This window comes from Mycoplasma sp. AC1221 (assembly GCF_054353815.1).
In genome coordinates, this window is sequence record NZ_JBTHHH010000019.1 from 1 (window position 1) to 19,765 (window position 19,765).

A 19,765-nucleotide genomic window follows, 5' to 3' on the forward strand; every position below is an offset into this window, starting at 1 on the left:
AGAATTCAATTTTTAACAAAACACATTTTTAGTACCACAAAAGTGTCCATGTTTAAATTACAAAGCATCTAAAAAATAAAAATCAACAACTTTTTCTCTAAAAAGTCCAACTATTTTAAGACTTTTTGGAGATTTTTTTCTAAAATATTTGCATACTCTTTACTTTATTTTATGGTATAATTTATTTCACTTTTTATGTTTTTATGATAATACCACAAAAATGAAATTCATAAAAAAGAAAATTGCAATTTTCGAAAGGGTTAAAATGGAACAAAAAAAATATCGAATTCGTAAATTTGGTCCAAAAACTGAACGTAGAGATTATTCTATCACCAAACAATCTCTACCTCTTTTTGATATTCTTCAAACAAACAAAGAATCTTTTGCAGAATTTATGAAGAATGGTATTCAAAATGCATTAATGGAAATTTATCCTATTACAACTGGACAAATTAGACTTGAGTGCTTAAAATCTAGTTTTGATGTTGAATTACCATATAAAAAAATCACTAGTGAAGGTGATGAAATCAACAAATGTAAAGCTAAAGGTATGAACTTTAGTGCAAAAGTTTATGTTAATTTAAATGTAGAAAATGTAAAAACAGGAGTTGTAAAACAAGAAAGAGTCTTATTAGGAGAAATTCCATATATGACTTCTGGTGGTAGTTTTATTATTAACGGTTCTGAAAAAGTTATTGTGAGCCAACTTATCCGATCACCTGGTGCTTATTTCGGATTAGGTGTACGTAACAAGCAATCAGATGATTTGTTTAACAAACTTGAAATTTTACCAAGAATCGGTTCATGATTTGAAGTTTCACACAAAGTTACTTCATCGAATCTAGATGTTGTAAAAGTTAAAGTCGATAAGAATAAAAGTATTGCATTAGGTACCTTACTTGGTTCTTTTGGATTTACTCCAAAAATGCTGTATAAACTTTTTGGTAAGAATGAATTGCTAGTTGAAACCTTGAAAAAGGATAAAATTCTTGGTAATGAAGAATATAATCAACAAGAAATTATTGATTTTTCACAAGAGGAAATCTTCAAAACCATTCGTAAAGGAGATCGCGAAACAGCAGAAGCAAAAAAATCATTGCTTCCAAGTATGTTGTTTGATAAAAAAAGATACAACCTTTCTGTAACGGGTCGTTATATGCTTAATAAAAAACTTTCTTTAGTAGACCGTATTACTAAAACATACCTTGCTGAAGATTTAAAAACAAAAAACGGTGAAATCTTATTAAGCAAAGGTTCATTTATTGATTATAAAAAAGCACAAGAAATCCAAGGATGATTTAATACACGTGTTCTACCATCAGAGAAGTTAGAAGACATCGATCCAGAACATGTTTATCATAAAGTTTATCGTCCTGCTAGTGAAACAAATTCACATCATTACGAAAACCATCACGGATACAATAATCCAGAATTAAGAAAACGAACTAAAATTATTAAAGTCAAAATATATCCGTCTAAAAAATGAATGGAAACTAAGCCGGAGCAACCTATTATTATAATTGGTAATGATCCTAAATCAATCGAAACACACTTATTAATTTCCGATATTGTTGCTGCTATTAGTTACTATTTCAATCTTACTGTTGGAGTAGGCCAAGATGATGATCCGGATTCATTGATTAACAAAAGAATTGTTTCTGTTGGTGAATTATTGGAAGCACAATTGATGATTGCTTTAGCAAAACTTGAAAAAACTACTCGCGAACGTATTGGTTCAAAGGAAGCCGAAAAAGTTACTGCAAAAAATGTAACTAATAACAAACTCATTACCAACCAGATGAAAACCTTTTTTAACTCTTCGAAACTTTCACAATTTATGGATCAAATTAATCCATTAGCAGAAGTTTCTAACAAACGCCGTGTTACATCATTAGGACCTGGTGGTCTTAGTCGTGATACGGCTCAATTTGAAGTTCGGGATGTTCATTCAACTCACTATGGAAGAATTTGTCCGATCGAAACACCTGAAGGACTTAATATCGGTTTGATTTTAAACTATGCAACATTTGCACAAGTTGATGAACTCGGATTCTTAAAAACCCCTTATTATAAAGTTAATAATGGCGTTGTTGATTATAACGATGTTCGTTATTTAACAGCTGCCCAAGAAATCGGATATTCATTTGCTCAATCATCAGTACAAATTGATGATAACAACAAAATTATTACTCCTACACTAACTATAAGACGTGATTACAACTATATTGTTGGAACCCCAAAAGATGTTGATTTTTTGGAAGTGTCATCAAAACAAATGGTTTCCGTCGCTGCTGCAGGTATACCATTCTTAGAAAATGATGATGCTAACCGTGCACTGATGGGATCGAATATGCAACGTCAAGCAGTTCCATTAATAGAAGCTGAAGCACCTTTAATTGCAACTGGAATTGAAGCAGATATTGCTAAATACTCTTCTTATAACCTTATTGCAAAAAACTCAGGAACTGTTACATATGTTGATAGTTCAAAAATCTTTGTACAGCGTAGCGAAAGTGGTGTAACTGATAAATATTCACTGCGTAATTTTGAAAGAAGTAACCAAGGAACAGTTATTCAGCAAAAACCACTAGTTCGTAAAGGACAACAAGTTAAAGCTGGAGATTTATTAACTGATGGTTCTTCTTTTAAGGACGGTGAATTAGCACTAGGTAAGAATGTTTTAGTTGGTTTTACCACTTGAAACGGATACAACTTTGAAGATGCTGTTATTATTAACGAAAGACTGGTTAAAGATGATGTTTATACATCTATTCATGTTGAAGAACAAATTATCCAATTCCGTAGTTCTCGTGCTGGAAACGATATATTAACAGCTAATATCCCACAAGTTTCTAAGCATTCGATTCGTCATCTTGATGAAACAGGTATTGTAAAAGTAGGTTCCGAAGTGTTACCCGGTGATGTTTTAGTGGGTCGCACATCTCCAAAAGGTGAAGAAAACCCTTCACAAGAAGAAAAGTTGCTTCAAGCTATTTTAGGAAGTCGTTCAACCGGAATTAAAGATACATCCTTGAAAGTAAAAAATGGTCATGGAGGAACTGTTATCCATGTTGAAGTTCTTTCAAAAGAAAATAATGATGTTTTAGAAGAAGGTGTAGAGAAAATTGTTAAAGTTTCAATTGCACAAAAACGTAAGATTAAAGTTGGTGATAAAATGGCAGGTCGCCATGGAAACAAAGGTGTTATTTCAATTGTTTTACCAGAAGAAGATATGCCATATTTAGAAGATGGAACACCACTTGATATTATGCTTAATCCACAAGGAGTACCATCACGGATGAACATTGGACAAATCTTAGAACTTCATCTTGGAATGGCTGCTCGTAAATTGAACACCAAATTTGTTTCCCCGTCTTTTGATGGAGTAAAAAAACAAGATATTGAGGCCGCATTAGAAGAAGCAGGATTAGATAAAACAGGTAAACAAATTGTAATTGATCCCATTACAGGACGTAGGTTCGATAAACCTATTTCTGTGGGTGTAATGTATATGCTTAAACTTAACCATATGGTGGATGATAAAATGCATGCTCGTTCTGTCGGTCCATATTCACTAATTACTCAACAACCTCTTGGAGGAAAATCACAAAATGGTGGTCAAAGATTTGGTGAAATGGAAACATGAGCACTTGAATCATATGGTGCAACCAATGTTTTACAAGAGATATTAACTTATAAATCCGATGATATTTTAGGACGTAATGCCCTTTATTCTGCATTAGTTTCCGGAAAACAACTACCAACTCCAGGAACACCTGAATCATTTAATGTTTTAAGTCACGAACTTAAAGGTTTAGGAATGAAATTAGAACTTTCTGACACAATAGATGAAAGCGACCAAATAACCGAATTTGATATGATTCAATTTGAAACAGGAGGTGATGATGAATAATACTTTTGATAAAAAATCACCCATCAACAGAATTACCCTTTCACTTGCTACAAAAGCAGATGTTGAAAAATGATCTTATGGCGAGGTAACTAAACCTGAAACCATTAACTATAAAACATATAAACCAGAAAAAGATGGACTTTTTGATGAATTAATCTTTGGTCCAGTAACTGATTATAAATGTCCTGTGTGTGGTACTAAATACAAAAAAACTGATGAAAATCAAATCTGTACTAAAAATCCACAATGTGAAAAATATAAACCAGTGATTTTACCCAAAATTTCACGTCGTAGTAGAATGGGACATATCAAACTTGAAAACCCTGTTGTACACTTTTGATTTTTCAAAATTGATCACTCTATTATTTCAAAACTTCTAGGTCTTAGAGTTCACGATAGTAATAAACCGGTAACAAAGGCTGATTTAGAAAAACTTATTTATTATAAATCTCATATTGTTTTAGAAACAGGTAATTTAAAATCACTTAAAAAGAATACTATTGTAAATATTAACGAAGCACCTGAATTTTATCTTGAAGTTCTTCGTGAAATGTTAACATTAGAATACGATGATCCAGATGCTATCGAAGAAATTCAACAAACATTAGATGAACTGCTTGAATATGCACAATCTGAAGATGGAAAATCATTTGGAATTGACTTTTATTCTTACAATGAAGTTATTGAAGAATTTACCGATGCTAAAATTGGAACAGGTTCAAATGCTATTGAATACCTACTTAAACATATTGATTTAGAAGCAGAAAGAGCAGCAGTTCAAGCTGATATTGATGCAATAAACTTAGAAATTGAAGAAAACGGAGTAAATAATTCTGCTTCAAAAATCCAAGAACGAACCAAATTATACAAACGTCTTACTATTATAACTTCATTTATTCGCTCTGGACAAAAACCTACCGATATGTTAATTTATAACTTACCAGTTATTCCTGCTGATCTTAGACCATTGGTACAATTAGATGGTGGAAGACACTCAACAAGTGATATTAACGAACTCTATCGTCGCATCATTATTCGTAACACCCGTTTAAAGAAATGAATCGAACAAGATGCTCCAATGTTAATCAAGCAAAATGAATATCGGATGATTCAAGAAGCAGTTGATGCTTTAATTGACAATGGTAGAAAAAAACCAGCTCCGGTTTCTTCAAAAGATGGACAACCACTTAAATCTATTTCAGATGCTTTAACAGGTAAGAAAGGGCGCTTCCGTCAAAACTTACTCGGAAAACGTGTTGATTATTCAGGACGTAGTGTTATTGTCGGTGGTCCTAAACTTAAAATGTATGAAGTCGGTATTCCTCGTGATATGGCGGCTAAATTATTCGAACCTTGAATTGTTCGCGAACTTATTTCTAATGAAGATGGGGTTACAAGTGTTAAAACAGCTAAAAAACTCATCGAAGGTCTTGATCCAAGAATTTGACCATATGTAGAACGCGCAATTGAAGATAGACCGGTACTATTAAACCGTGCTCCTACCTTACACCGTCTTTCAATCCAAGCATTTTATCCTGTATTAATTCGTGGAAAAGCAATCAAATTGCATCCGTTAGTAACAACAGCATTTAATGCCGACTTCGACGGGGATCAAATGGCAGTACACATCCCAGTTAGTGATCAAGCCGTTCTTGAAGCAAAAGAATTAATGCTTGCTTCAAAAAATATTTTAGGTCCTAAAGATGGTGAACCAATTATTAACCCGTCACAAGATATGATTTTAGGACTTTACTATTTAACTATTGAAAAAGCAGGTGTTAAAGGTGAAGGAAATTATTATGGTTCATTCGATGAAATGATGCTAGCTTATGAAAGAGATTATCTAGATTTACATGCTCGAATTGTTTTACCTATTGCTGCATTAAATAAAAAATTCATATCAGAACAGACCAATAAACCTTATATTATTTCATCAGTTGGTAAATTTATTTTAAATCAAGCTTTCCCAGATGAATTTGAATTTGTTTTTGGTAAATACAGCGAAAAAACATATAAACAAGATTCTGATGGTAAAGAAATTGTAATCGAAAAAGAAGTAATTCATACTTCTGAAAATGCTTTAGATCGTTATACACTAAATTATGGTGAAAACTTTCGGGATGTAATTAAACATCTTGAAGTTACCCGTGGATTAGCTAAAAAAGATATTGCAAAGATAATTCGTAAAATTTACGAAAAATATGTGTATGTAGTAACCAAAGAAGATGTCGCTAACATAATTGATGCTACAACTTATTCAAACTACACTTTTAGATTAAATGATTGTGAAGCATTGCGTGATTATAATGGTGATTATATTCCATTAGAACATGCTAAATTAATTAACACATTTTTAGTTGAAGAGTTTGAAAAAATTAATTATAACAATCATCTAAAAGGAATTGATAACTCATTAGTAAGTTGAACAATCGATGAATATACAAAAGTTTTAGAAAATGTTTGATTCAAATATACAAATTATGTCGCTACAATTTTAGATAAAATTAAGGACTTAGGTTTTCAATATTCTACCATTTCTGGAACAACTATTTCGATGAACGATGTTAAGACATTAGAATCAACCAAGGAAAAAATAGTAGAAGGAGATGAACATACTGCAAAACTGCGTCAATTCTACGAAGATGGATACTTAACTGATGATGAACGCTACAATTTAACAATTCAGCATTGATCAAAGGTTAAAGAAGAAATTGAAAAAGAACTTAAAAAAGTTACACAATCAGATATTGAAAACCCATTATTTATGATGATGACATCAGGAGCCCGTGGTAATGCATCAAACTTTACTCAGCTTGCTGGTATGCGTGGTTTAATGAGCAACAACACCAAAATTTTAAAGGCTGATGCTGAAAATGATCGTGTGGTTCGTTCTACAATTGAAATCCCTGTTAAATCTTCTTTCCTTGATGGACTTAGCGCATATGAATTTTACTCATCAACTCACGGGGCGCGTAAAGGACTTACCGATACTGCTTTAAATACTGCTAAGTCTGGATATTTAACACGTAGATTAGTAGATGTCGGGCAAGGAATAGTTGTTCGTGAAGAAGATTGTGGATCTGATTTTGGTTTTGAGGTTAAGGCTATTAAAGATACCAAAACTGATACAGTTATTGAATCATTATGGGATCGGATTGAAGGTAGATATACCAACTCTGCGATTCTTGATAAAAACGGAAATATTGCAGTTGAGGCAAACATCTTAATAACTCCTGATATCGCAGATAAAATTACCAAGGAATTAAAATTAGAGAAAGTAGATATCCGTTCTGTATTATCATGTCATACACGTAATGGAGTATGTAAACACTGTTATGGAAAAGACTTAGCAACCAATCGTGTCGTAAGTACTGGTGAAGCGGTCGGGGTTGTTGCAGCTCAATCAATCGGGGAACCCGGGACACAACTTACAATGCGTACATTCCATACTGGTGGGGTTGCTGGGGTTGAAGATATTACCGGAGGATTTGGTCGTCTCATCGAGCTTATCGATGCTTATGATTTTCCGTGAGGAAAACCTGCTATTATTTCAAAAGTTTTTGGTAAGGTTGTTAAAATCGAACAAGCTAAAAACCGTGATACAGGACAAAAAACAGATATTTATATTGTAACAGTTCGTTCAACTGCACATAATGGTGAAATTATTGAAACACAATATAACGGAAAACTTTCTCAAAAATTGCGTGTTAAAAAAGGTGATAATGTTGTTCCTGGACAAAAGATTTTCGAAGGCCCTATTATCTTAAAAGATCTTTTAGAAGTTGCTGGACCTCGTGCGGTGCAAAACTACTTACTTAAAGAAACTCAAAGACTTTATCGTCTTCAAGGAATTACAATTGCTGATAAATATATTGAAATTATCATCCGTCAATTATTATCAAAAATTATGATTACTGATCCTGGGGATTCAAAATTCTTTAATGGTGCATTAATTGATACATTTGTATATCAAAAAGAAAACGGAAAACTACTTGCTGCAGGGTTAAAACCTGCTTATGGTGAAGTGAAAATCCGTGGAGCAAAACAAGTACCATTACTTTCAGATTCGTGGTTGTCAGCTGCTTCTTACCAAGAAACTGCTAAGATATTAGTTAACTCTGCTGTTGGAAATCGTGTTGATAAACTTGAAGGTTTAAAGGAAAACATCATTTTAGGACATAAAATTCCTGCTGGAACAAACAGTAATTTTGAACTAAAAGGAAAATATGATATCCGAAATCCCAGAACCTATTTTAAATCAAAATATGATCCGAATGCTCCTATTGATAACGATACTTTAGATAACATTCATGTAGACTTCGATGAATTAACCGAATCATCTTATGAAGATCAATTTGAATCAGTGCATGACAATGACTTTGGAGAATTTGAATACGAAACATTTGAATAAAATTCAACACTATAACATGTTTGTTATAGTGTCTTTTTTATTGATAAATAAGTTATGTGTCTATTTTAGCTAGATATTTTTTACGACTAAATTGTATTTGTTTTATCTTCTTTAATATTTCTTCATCTTTGATCTGTAAGAAAAAATTATTTAGGTTTATTTCTTGTGTATCCTTTATATCCGAATAACTATTTTCTCTTACAATCTTTAACATAGCCTTTACATTTATATCATTATGCAAATAATAAAGAATACTTCATAAATCCCATGTAACAACTTCTTCATCAGATAAATTTATTTTTACTTCTTTGAATGCTTCTTTATAGAAATTCAATTGCTTATAATCATATGTAATATGCTCAAAATTGCCTTCTATTAAATTTTTTAGTATTACATCTAAATAAATAGAAACTAACTTTGCATTAGTTGTTATAAATCAAGTTTTATCAATCTGTTGCATTATATTAAGATAATAATTAAAATCTTTATTATTAATATTTTTTATCATATTAAAGATGCTATCCATTAAATAAAATTCACATGATATTCTATAAACATTTTTCTTCTGAATATAGTTTTTAAATAATATCTCTTTATTTATAGTTATTTTAATTTCATTTTGATTTAGTTGATAAATTATTTTTGGTTTTAATACATCATTTATGTTAATATCATTGACTTTTGAATCTGTTTTATAAAAAATTAAATTATTTTTATTTATTTGTATATTTAATATTTGTAATCCCGAAACTTCTTCAGAAACCAAACCATATTTATTTAGTATTCTTGCAACTTTTAAAATTATTTTTTGTTTTTCATCAATTAATAAATTTTTAAAAGTCCCAAATTTTAATCTAAGAATCATATAAACTTGTAATGCATAAGAAGCATACAGCCTTAGATTATGTCTATACATATAAATAAATAAAAATTTAGATAAAAATCTTGCTAATAAATATAGAAAAATTATTGAAATTCCTAACATAACTCAACCGACACCATAAAAAATATCTAAATATATAAATAATCCAACATTAACTAATGATGCTATATATAAAAGCGATAAGATTATCAAAATTATATAATAAAACATATAAGAGTGTACATCATACCTTATCTTAAATTTATAAAGTATTGTATTTTTATTAGAGGATGCTATGAATTTATTCATTTAGTTTCTGCTTCACTTCAATATCTATTTGCTAACACAGATAATCTATATGCTTCATTATGATATATTCAATAAGAAATTGAAATTTTATAAATTCAGTGAACCTCAGATGATTTATTATACAATTTCATTAATACATCGGAAATTAAATTCATTGATACTCTTTTTTGAAACATTTGATCAATGACTTCTGCATATGCTTTTACACTTTCGCTAGGTATTTTTATTTGTGAAATTTCTTTTATCACCTGTGACAATGCATAAGCGAATTTTACTGGTGCAGCTAATTGCGATGGCAAACTATCGGAAGCTTCTATAAATGCATCAAATGAATCGGAAGCTCTATTTAAATTTTCTGAAATAAATGCAGCAACCTTGCTTATAATATTTTGCATAAAATTTCTATATGAAATAACATTATAAACATATGAACGAAATGATGAATATAGACTCTTTCATTGATATTCGCTTATATAACTATTAATAATAAATTTATTTTTATATTCATTCGAAATATTATAAGTTCTATTATAAAACCCTTGTAAATTTACTCAATCAATTGATCTTTCATTATTTGTATATCTTTTAGATTCTATAATTTCACGTACAGTTTTTAACGGGTTTGTCTGTTTTTGTTTAGCTATCTTAAAAAGACCTTCTAAGATGTCTTCTACATCTGAATCATTATATTGCTTTGCAAAATCTTTTTCTTTATTTTTTAATATTGCTTCAGTAATTCGTAATTTAATATTTTCTTCATCAGATGTTAGCATCTTTGCATTATTAATTTTTTCTTGTAATAGATAAACAATCATTTTCTCTCCTTTTTATATATATTTATTATATAAAAAATCTTTTAATATTTTGAAAATAAATTTAAAAACAAATATTAAATCATTTTAATTATGAAAATAATATGAGAAACAAAAAAATGATTAATAAACAAAAATAAAAATTGTATTAAAATATATTCATGGATTTATCATTATTATTTCAATTACAAAAGAAACTGGATCAAAAAATAGAGCAAAAGCAGCAACTTAACCATCCTGAACTCACTAAATCAGATGTTTTAACCCAAAAAACCTTAGCTTTAATGATTGAAGCAGGTGAATTTGTAAACGAAGTACAAAGTTTCAAATATTGGAAAATTAACAAAAATGTTAATTTAAGAAATGTTACTGAAGAATTTGCGGACTTATTACACTTTTTAATCAACCTTGCTTATGCTTATGATGTAAATCCATTTATAAAACCGAGACAAATTTCAGATGATATCAATCAACAGTTTCAACAACTTTTTATAGGCATTGGTAAAATTATGCAAATGGCCAATAATGCTGATATTCAGAGTTTGAAGACTCAAATCACAAAGGTTTTTGAAATTGCATTAGGGAGTTTTGTAATGCTTGGTTTTACATATGGACAAATGATTCAGGCATATTTTTATAAAAATCAGAAGAATTTTAAACGCTTATATAGCAATTATTAATTTAAATAATAATGATTATTACCAATATTTTTGGTAAAATATAAAATAATTAGGAGATATAATGAAAAAGATTTTAGTTATTAATGCAGGTAGTAGTTCAATTAAACTAAGCCTTTTTGATAAGGATACTTTAAAGTTAATCGCGAGTGGGCTTGCTGAACGAATCACCTTACCTAAAGGTAATATAACCATCAAATTTAATGGACAAAAACACGAAATAGATGTTGTGATGCCAAATCATGAAGTTGCAGTTGAAGAAGTATATAAATTAATGCAACAAATCAAATTAATTGAAGATAAAGCAGAAATTGAATTTATCGGATTTAGAGTAGTACATGGTGGAGATTATTTTGCTTCTACAACCAAAATTACACAAAAAGAAATTGATTTAATTTCAGAATGTGCAATTTATGCACCATTACATAATCCAGGTGCTGTGCAAGCGATGCAAGGTTTTAAGAAAGTTTTTCCAGATGCTAAATTAAGTGCAGATTTTGATACAGCATTTCACCAAAGTATTGAAAAAGTTAATTATACATATGCTATACCACATGATTTAGCAAGCAAATTTAATATCAAAAAATATGGTATGCATGGTATTTCACATCAATTTATTACTGAAAAACTTGCTGAAATTCTAGGACAAAAAACTGTTTCTTTTGTTAATTTACACCTTGGAAATGGAGCGAGTTTAGCTGCAGTTAAAGATTCGAAATCAATTGATACTTCAATGGGACTTACTCCATTAGCAGGAATTATGATGGGAACTCGTAGTGGTGATATCGATCCATCTATTCACCAATTTGTCCTTAAGCAAACTCAAATGGATATTAATGCATTCACTGATTTATTGAACAAAAAAAGTGGTTTATTAGGTGTATCAGGTGTTTCATCTGATATGCGCGATGTTCGTAATGCAGCAGATTCAAATCCACAAGCAAGATTTGCTCTTGATTTATATGCTCAAAAAATTGCGGATTACACTGCTATTTATGCAAATAAGATTGGTTATCACCTTGATGCACTAGTATTTACAGCAGGAGTTGGTGAAAACTCAGCAGCAACTCGACAAGATATAGTTGATAGACTTTTCTTTAAGAAGATTAAGTTAGATAAAACATTAAATGAAGGTTCAATCGGTGATTATCAATTAATTTCTACACCTGATTCAGAAGTTAAAGTTTATGTAATTAGAACAAACGAAGAATTGGTGATTGCACGTAATGCCAAAGCAATCTATAAAAATTAATTCAGCATTGTATGCTGGATCTTTTAACCCTATACACAAGGGACATTTGGATATAATTCGTAAAGCAGCAGATTTATTTGACCATATTTATGTTGTAGTAAGTCAAAACCCAGATAAACCTAGTAACGATTTTAAAACTAATACTGCTATTTTGAAAGAAAAAACTAAATTTCTTGATAATGTCAAGGTTTTAGAAAATCAAAATATGCTTACTGCTGAATTTGCAAAAAAACTTAATGTTAAATACTTGGTTCGCTCAGCACGTAATCAAACTGATTATGCATACGAAATTGATTTAGCTTCTGGAAACAAACTACTTAATTCTCAATTAGAAACCATATTAATTATCCCTGATGAAGACTACCTACAATACTCATCTGCATTAGAAAGAGCAAAAAATGTTTAAATTTATCAAATCGGCTACTAATAAAAGCAACTGATATGAGCATTCAAATTATGAAATCGCATTCTGAGGACGGTCTAATGTTGGTAAAAGTAGTTTAATTAATGCACTAGTTAATAATAAAAAATTAGCAAGGGTCTCTAAAACACCTGGACGAACACAATTACTTAACTTCTTTGAAAATAATAAAGGTGCAGTATTTGTTGATTTACCTGGTTATGGTTATGCAAAAGTTTCAAAAACTCAACAAATGCAAATGATGCAAATGATTGAAGATTATTTAATTAATCGTAAAAATTTAAGATGTGTATATTTATTAATCGACAGTCGTCACTCTATGACACAAAATGATAAAAATGTGGTAGAATTTTTATATTCAATTAACTTACCTTTTATACCTGTATATACCAAAGCAGATAAGCTGAATCAAAAGGGAAAAAGTAAGTTATTAAAGAACATCAAAAGTGAAATGCAGCAATATAATTTTAATAAATATTACATTGTTTCTTCAGAAAATAATTATGGGATTGATAATTTATTATTAAGTATTAATGAAACATTGGAGGTTTAATGAAAAAAGTTAAGATTCTACTTCTTTCTTGTTTAGGTGTTGCTTCAACCACTGCTTTTGTAGCAGGTATTACAGTTGCAAGTTTAAATAAAAATAAGGATACATCATCATCTGATGTTATTAAAGATGCAACAATTAGCAATAATGTTAAATATAAAAATTATGCAAGTTGAGATTTTGGATTTAAACCAGGTAAAGAATTACAAAAGAAAATGTCATCTGAATTAGCAAGCAAATATGCTACAAATCCTTTGTATCGTACAGGAACAACTGTGATAGATAACAATTACTGATCAGATCAATTACTACCTAAAACAACTTTAGATCAAAAACAACTTAATACATTAGATTTTTATGCATTAAACCATTCAAATGTTCCATTAAATGTTTTTTTAGACATCAAAAATACTAGTGATGGCAAAAGAGAATCAAACAGTGAAAGTGAAGGTTATAACTTAAATTTTTATTCCTTTGCAAATGACAAGGATGGAATTTTATATTTACAAATTACCTTTATCCCAAATGCTAAAAATAAAGATCCAAAAACATATAGAACACTTTATCAAATTAAAGGTTTTAAACAAATACAACTTACTGATATTGATCAACTGATGTATTTAACTCCATCCCTTAACAAAGATTCTGATATCTATAAAAACGCTAAAACTTCAGAAGATATAAAGCAAAAATACGAAGCAGACAAAGATGATTTAACCAAGAAAACTAATTTCATTAATTCGCTGCTTAATATAAATAAAAATAAACTTGAAATTGATTATCAAAAGACAACTCTAGATTTTGACAAGGATAAGTTAAATATTAAATTTATAACACATCCTATTATCAATTGAGCAAAAGTTAATAAATTAGATGATTCACAAGTTTATGATCAAATTTCTAAAGAAATTGATGTTCAAATTTCCCTTGAAAAATAAACCTTTATGAGGTTTATTTTTCATTATAAAAACTTTTTCATTTTTCATATCAAGACATTATATTGATGCTTATGTAATCATGAAAATCTTAAAAAAATCTACTTTTTACATAGATTTTAGATTAAATTTTATAAAATATTAATACACACATTTGAAAATTTAAAAAAGGAGTATATGAAATTCAAAAAATGATTCACTACTATGTTACTTTCAACTGTAACATTAACCACTGTTTCTTGTGGACAATTTAAAGAAAGTTTAAAAACTAACACCCCAAATGATCCTGAGGACCCGAATACAACAGATAATACAACCCCTGAACAACCTAACAAAGATTTACAAATGCAAAATTTTATCAACATAAATCTTAATAACATTAAAAGCAATTCATATAATAAATTAATGTCAAATGTTAGGAATTGACTAATCAATCAAGATCTTAGTGATGAAGAAGTTGTGTCAAAATCTAAATTACTAAATAACCTTGTCTTACAATTAAATGAATTCGATTCTAATAAACAAAATTACGAAGAATGAGCATCGCTATTGACAGAAACCAAATCATTTTTAAATAATGGTTTTAGTGATATTGATTTATTTTTGAATCAGTTAAAACAAAAAATTAATAACATCCAAAATATAGTTTTAGATGATAAAGGTCCTGAATATAGAAGTAATATTAAGGATATTTTTGAAAATAATTCATCTATGTTGAATCAAGTTAATCCAATTTTCGATAAACTTAAATTATTTTTGTTAAACAAAAATAATTATGTACCACATTTAAATTCAATAAACCATAATTTTTATGATAATCTACGATATATAACTCAATTATACAATCAAATAATTACACAAACATATGAAAACACTGCAAATGCTATATATTCTTTTGATAACGAACTTGAAAGTGAAATAACATCTCTAAATAATTATTTAAATCAAGGTGAATTTGATAACTTTTTTGATTTAAAAACAACTGATAATTTATTAGAAAAAATCAAAAGTATCCACAAATTACAAACAGGAAAAGTGGAGTTTTTCAGTTTACAAGAAAATTCATATAAATCCTACCTTCATAAGGTTAATGCATTGAATGATTCAGATGAAGTAATTAATTCTAGTGTTTTTGAATTCTTTTATAACAATAGATATACATTCTACATAAAATTTAGAAATGATCAAAATAATGAATTTTTAACTGAAGCAAAAACCCTTAATGATAAAATTAATTTTATAAAAACCATGCAAGATCAATATTTTAAAAATTCACAAAACACTTTGTTACAAAAAATCAACGATGACATCGATTTGTTCATAACGTCTATACCTAGATACAATGAATTTGAAAAATTAGACAATGATTTAGATGCTCAAACTGATAAATTAAAAAAATATATAACAGATAAAGATTTGATTCCAAGTGAATTAAAAGACAGAATAAAAGAATTAAAAGAAAAAATTACAAATGATAAGTATATTGATGATTTTCAAAGAGATGAATTATTAAATGAGTTATCACAAGTGATAACACTGAATCAATTCACAAAAGTACGGAATAAAATAAAACAAAGTGATAAAAACATTGAAGATGATAAAAAGGCATTACTAACACAAATATCAAAAATTCAAGCACCACAGAGTTTTTATAACTATAATGCTACTAAAATATATTTTTTATCAGATGCAACTTCTTATGATAATTATAAAAATAATTTATGAAATTTTATAACATCATTTAATAGTGCAAAAGATGCATATCAAGCATATAAGAATAAACGAGATAAAAAACAAATAGATACCAATGCTTTATGGGATTTTTTACACTCAGATATTACTTTAAATGCTAATAAAATTTATAATTTTATAACAGATAAATTTCAGGATTTTGACTATACAAATATACAAGAATCTATTAATACCCTCAATAAATTTAAACAACTAATTGATCAAACTTTAAGGACAGCAGGTGTTTTTAATCAAAATGACTTTGATTCTAAATTAAATACACAAGCACAAGGAAACGATCATATAGAACTTTCTGATGATGCAAAAAGATATGAATTAAATAATTACCTATATTCAGCATCCATAAATAAAAATAATGCAAAATTTTATTTGAATAACTTTAACACAGAGTTTTTAGATTATCAACCAGTAAGTTTTGAACTTAAAAACAATGACAAGAATACTTTGATTATTCATTTAAAAGCATTCTTAAAAAATGATCCAAGTTTCTTTACAACCATTGATAAAGAAATAACATTTAGCAAAGATGTGAACCCGATTATTAATGAAATTACTTTAAATAATTTAGATCAATTCTACCAAGTTGATTATTTCAATCTTAAAAAACTTACACTTCAACAATGACAAAACTTATCATTGCAAGATAAAAAAAAGTATTTTAAACCGAAAACAAGTGGTGTTGGCAAATTCTTTAAATTTGATATTAGTCAATTTATAAAATACGAAAATTCTAAGTTATATTTTAAATTTGATGTACTTTTTGATAGACAAATTATCAAAACTTCAGAATTATCAACTGATTCTACAATTCTTTTTTCTCAAAATCCAAGTAATTCTGATGCAATAAATTTACAGGCCATGCTGGATTTATTAAACAAAAAAGATGGAAATGTAACTTTTTATAACTTACTTAAAATAAAAGACGGAAGAAATTGAGGACACTCTCAGTATTTAGCATCAGAAGCTAAAAAAGCATTTGACGAATCATATGATTTACCAAAATTCGGTAGATACCAAATGATAGTAAAAAGTTCAAAGGTTAAAAATCTACGAAAAGGTGAAGCATTATTACAATTTTCTTATAGTATCGATGGTGTCGAAGCAAATGTATCAAACGAACAACTAAAAAATTGAGAAAGGGAATTTCCTTATTTCAAATTACTTGATTTTGAAGATATTCTACCCAAATCAGGTAATAATATGACAGATTCAGATTTTACAGGATACACTTCAATTGATGCTAACCATCAAGCAATAATTGATAAGTTAAATGAAACTAATTTTAGCATTCGCAAAAATGATGGAAAACATACCAATGGTCCGAAATTTAATCTTTTTGATGCTAAGGATTTTATTGCTGCAAATGTTTTCAAAAAGTCTAATTATTTCATCAATATTTCAAATGGGGTAGATAACAAAGCAACTAACTTAGATGATCAACTTTATGTTCCTTATCAAACTAATATAAATCCAACTGATAATCCTGTCAATCCACTTGATAATGAGCAACGAAAAACATTAATATTAAACTACTTTATCTACTTTTACGATTTCAAATTAGAAGGAAAACGTGGTTTGAAATTTAAGCTCGGATTCATCAATAAATTTGATTCAAATAAAAGATATTCTAATTTTAAAGAATATCATCTTATTAATCTTGTTAACGATTATAAACAAGTTCATTATCCAAATATTATTTTAAACAACATCCAACATAGCAACTTACAAATAAACCAGAAAGAAATAGCTAAAAATTCAGCAAAATACTTTGCTAATCATCTTGATCAACTAAATGAATATATAAAAGTTACATCAAACAGAGATGATCATAACTTTTTATATAATAATTATCTTTTCCCAGAAAATCAATATAAAATTGTTGCTATCGGAGGATATAAAAATGATACTGCATATATAAAACTAGGTTATACCAATATCGATAATCAACTAGTTACAGCAAATGTATGATATAAAATAACAGGATTTAAAAATACATCGGATGTTGAATCGCTTGATAAATTAACTTTTGGTTCTGATAAATTACAAGAAATTTATCATCAACCAAACCAAATAGAAAGAACAAGAGTAATTGAGCCATATTGACAGGATGCGATTTGAAACTATGATGCTAACTCCAAAATTGCAGGCTGAATCTTAAAACGTAAATATCTAGAAAAAACCTTATTGAACCCTCAGAATAAAAATAATCAAGTTTTAACTCATATATATGGTGGTATTTTGGCCAAAAATACTTCTATAAGTGGTTTTGATATAAATTTTGATTTAAATAAATTAATCGATGCAAAACGATTAAATTTTAGATATGATTTTAATCATTCTGAATATACAGTAAAAATTAATGTTCAAGTGCATTGAGATGCAAAACAAGGTGTTATTTATCAAATTTGAACTGATAATAATACAGATATTGTAGTCGATCAAAACAGAGATATAAAATTTGATGAGAACAGTAATTTTAATCCGAAACAACCATTTATTATAAATAACTATGGAGCAAGAGTTAAAATCAAATATACATCTGATTCAGCATCGGAAGACTTTGGACAAATAACAAATGAATTTGATTATACTAATACCGAGCTTTCTTCATACTCTACCCCATTAGTTATATATACTAAACCGCAATATCTATTTGATACAGATACATACAATCCCAACATCAATGTAGTATATAAGCTTCATGATGGATACAAAATGAATTTTGATTACATTAGAACCAAAAAATATATTAATGATCCTCTTATTAATAATACAATTTTTAGATCATTTTTATATACAGCAAACGGTGCTAAACATATCGGAAGTGCATCAATGTTAGCAAAAGTTAACGATGATCCTAATGATGGTAGATTTTACTTTGCCACCAACTGACATGTTGAAAGAGTAAATAATTTTGCTGAATTCAGTGGTGAAAACTTACCAAGACGAATTAACTCACCATATTTGATTATTCCAATATGACAACCTGTTCCAGGTTGACAAAACGGATACCGTTCTGGACAATTTGATAACTACTCAAATGTTACTGTTGGGTATCGATACTCAAGAAATACTCCAAATTACTCAGTAGGTAGTCAACCAATAGATTTTATTTGATCAGGTGTAAATCAGATCCAAAATGATGGAAAACAAAAACCTGGTGATTTCTTCGATGAATCAATTATGATTTTGGATATCAATCCTATTATTCAGCAAGCTCGCAGATTAGGACAAATTGATAAAGTGATTTTCTTTGAAAAATGATTCAAAATACCGAGTGCAAAATTTGATTTTAAATGACAATATACCACTGCTCCATATGATATGCAATTTGATACAGCGATGATGGGATGACCTGGACAAAAGGAATTTGGTTATTTAATGCATCGCATCACACGTTCAACAGATACTAACCAATTCGATGTAGCAATGCAAACTAATTTCTTGCCTTTACTTTCCGAATCAGGACACTCCGGTGCTGGAAACTACTTAGCAGGTGATATTATGATGGGATTGTTAAATGCTGGAGGTGGTTTTGATTTTACACGTCATCAATATTTGGATGCATATAATCTTAATTATATGGGTATTAACTGAAATAGGCAAAATCCACTTGCTCTACCTAACACACATTCATTTGCTTCACAGATATTTAGATTAAATGCTATTAATCCTGATAAGTATGCAATACCTTGATTTTTAAAGGAAATAAAATAATTGATATAATAAATTGTTATAACCTAGAAGAATACCAAAAAAATAACTAAATAAGTAAAAACAGTTGATTAAAAAATATATAATAAAGTTATGAATGAATAAAGTAGGACGCCGGGGTGGTACCACCCCGGCGATTTTTTTGATAAAAAAGGAG

Annotated in this window: 10 protein-coding genes; 8 read left to right on the forward strand and 2 right to left on the reverse strand. The window is 28.8% G+C overall.

Annotation, left to right across the window (positions count from 1 at the left end):
* Positions 1-265: 265 nt before the first annotated feature.
* Entirely contained in the window at positions 266-3,913 is a 3,648-nt protein-coding gene (gene rpoB / locus ACXYRK_RS03560; RefSeq protein ID WP_458618106.1) for a DNA-directed RNA polymerase subunit beta, read from the forward strand.
* The gene (locus ACXYRK_RS03565) at positions 3,903-8,324 is read left to right on the forward strand and encodes a DNA-directed RNA polymerase subunit beta' (RefSeq protein ID WP_458597288.1); all 4,422 of its coding nucleotides are present in this window, start codon (positions 3,903-3,905) and stop codon (positions 8,322-8,324) included. The genes rpoB and ACXYRK_RS03565 overlap by 11 nt, the downstream gene beginning before the upstream one ends.
* Positions 8,325-8,376: 52 nt before the next feature.
* Here the strand turns inward: ACXYRK_RS03565 and ACXYRK_RS03570 are convergent, their stop codons facing one another.
* A complete protein-coding gene (locus tag ACXYRK_RS03570) occupies positions 8,377-9,417 on the reverse strand; it encodes a hypothetical protein (RefSeq protein ID WP_458618108.1) in 1,041 nt (346 codons plus the stop codon).
* 62 nt (positions 9,418-9,479) lie between these two features.
* On the reverse strand, positions 9,480-10,310 hold the full coding sequence (locus tag ACXYRK_RS03575; protein WP_458618110.1) for a hypothetical protein: 831 nt from the start codon (positions 10,308-10,310) through the stop codon (positions 9,480-9,482).
* Positions 10,311-10,468: 158 nt separating this feature from the next.
* Between ACXYRK_RS03575 and ACXYRK_RS03580 the strand changes: the two genes are divergently transcribed.
* The 6 genes from ACXYRK_RS03580 to ACXYRK_RS03605 all read left to right on the forward strand — a co-directional run bounded on the left by ACXYRK_RS03580 (position 10,469) and on the right by ACXYRK_RS03605 (position 19,611).
* Positions 10,469-10,987, forward strand: a complete 519-nt coding sequence (locus ACXYRK_RS03580; protein WP_435130350.1) for a dUTP diphosphatase — start codon at positions 10,469-10,471, stop codon at positions 10,985-10,987.
* Between the two features lie 61 nt (positions 10,988-11,048).
* A complete protein-coding gene (locus ACXYRK_RS03585) occupies positions 11,049-12,236 on the forward strand; it encodes an acetate/propionate family kinase (protein WP_458597285.1) in 1,188 nt (395 codons plus the stop codon).
* Positions 12,211-12,642, forward strand: coding sequence for a pantetheine-phosphate adenylyltransferase (gene coaD / locus ACXYRK_RS03590; RefSeq protein ID WP_458597284.1), 432 nt, complete (start codon positions 12,211-12,213; stop codon positions 12,640-12,642). Before ACXYRK_RS03585 ends, coaD begins: the two co-directional genes overlap by 26 nt.
* Positions 12,635-13,210 (forward strand): ribosome biogenesis GTP-binding protein YihA/YsxC, encoded by a 576-nt coding sequence (gene yihA, locus ACXYRK_RS03595; protein ID WP_458597283.1) that lies wholly within the window; start codon positions 12,635-12,637, stop codon positions 13,208-13,210. The genes coaD and yihA overlap by 8 nt, the downstream gene beginning before the upstream one ends.
* A complete protein-coding gene (locus ACXYRK_RS03600) occupies positions 13,210-14,145 on the forward strand; it encodes an MAG1430 family protein (protein ID WP_458597282.1) in 936 nt (311 codons plus the stop codon). Before yihA ends, ACXYRK_RS03600 begins: the two co-directional genes overlap by 1 nt.
* 174 nt (positions 14,146-14,319) lie before the next feature.
* Entirely contained in the window at positions 14,320-19,611 is a 5,292-nt protein-coding gene (locus tag ACXYRK_RS03605; protein ID WP_458618112.1) for an MGA_1079 family surface serine endopeptidase, read from the forward strand.
* Positions 19,612-19,765 lie beyond the last annotated feature (154 nt).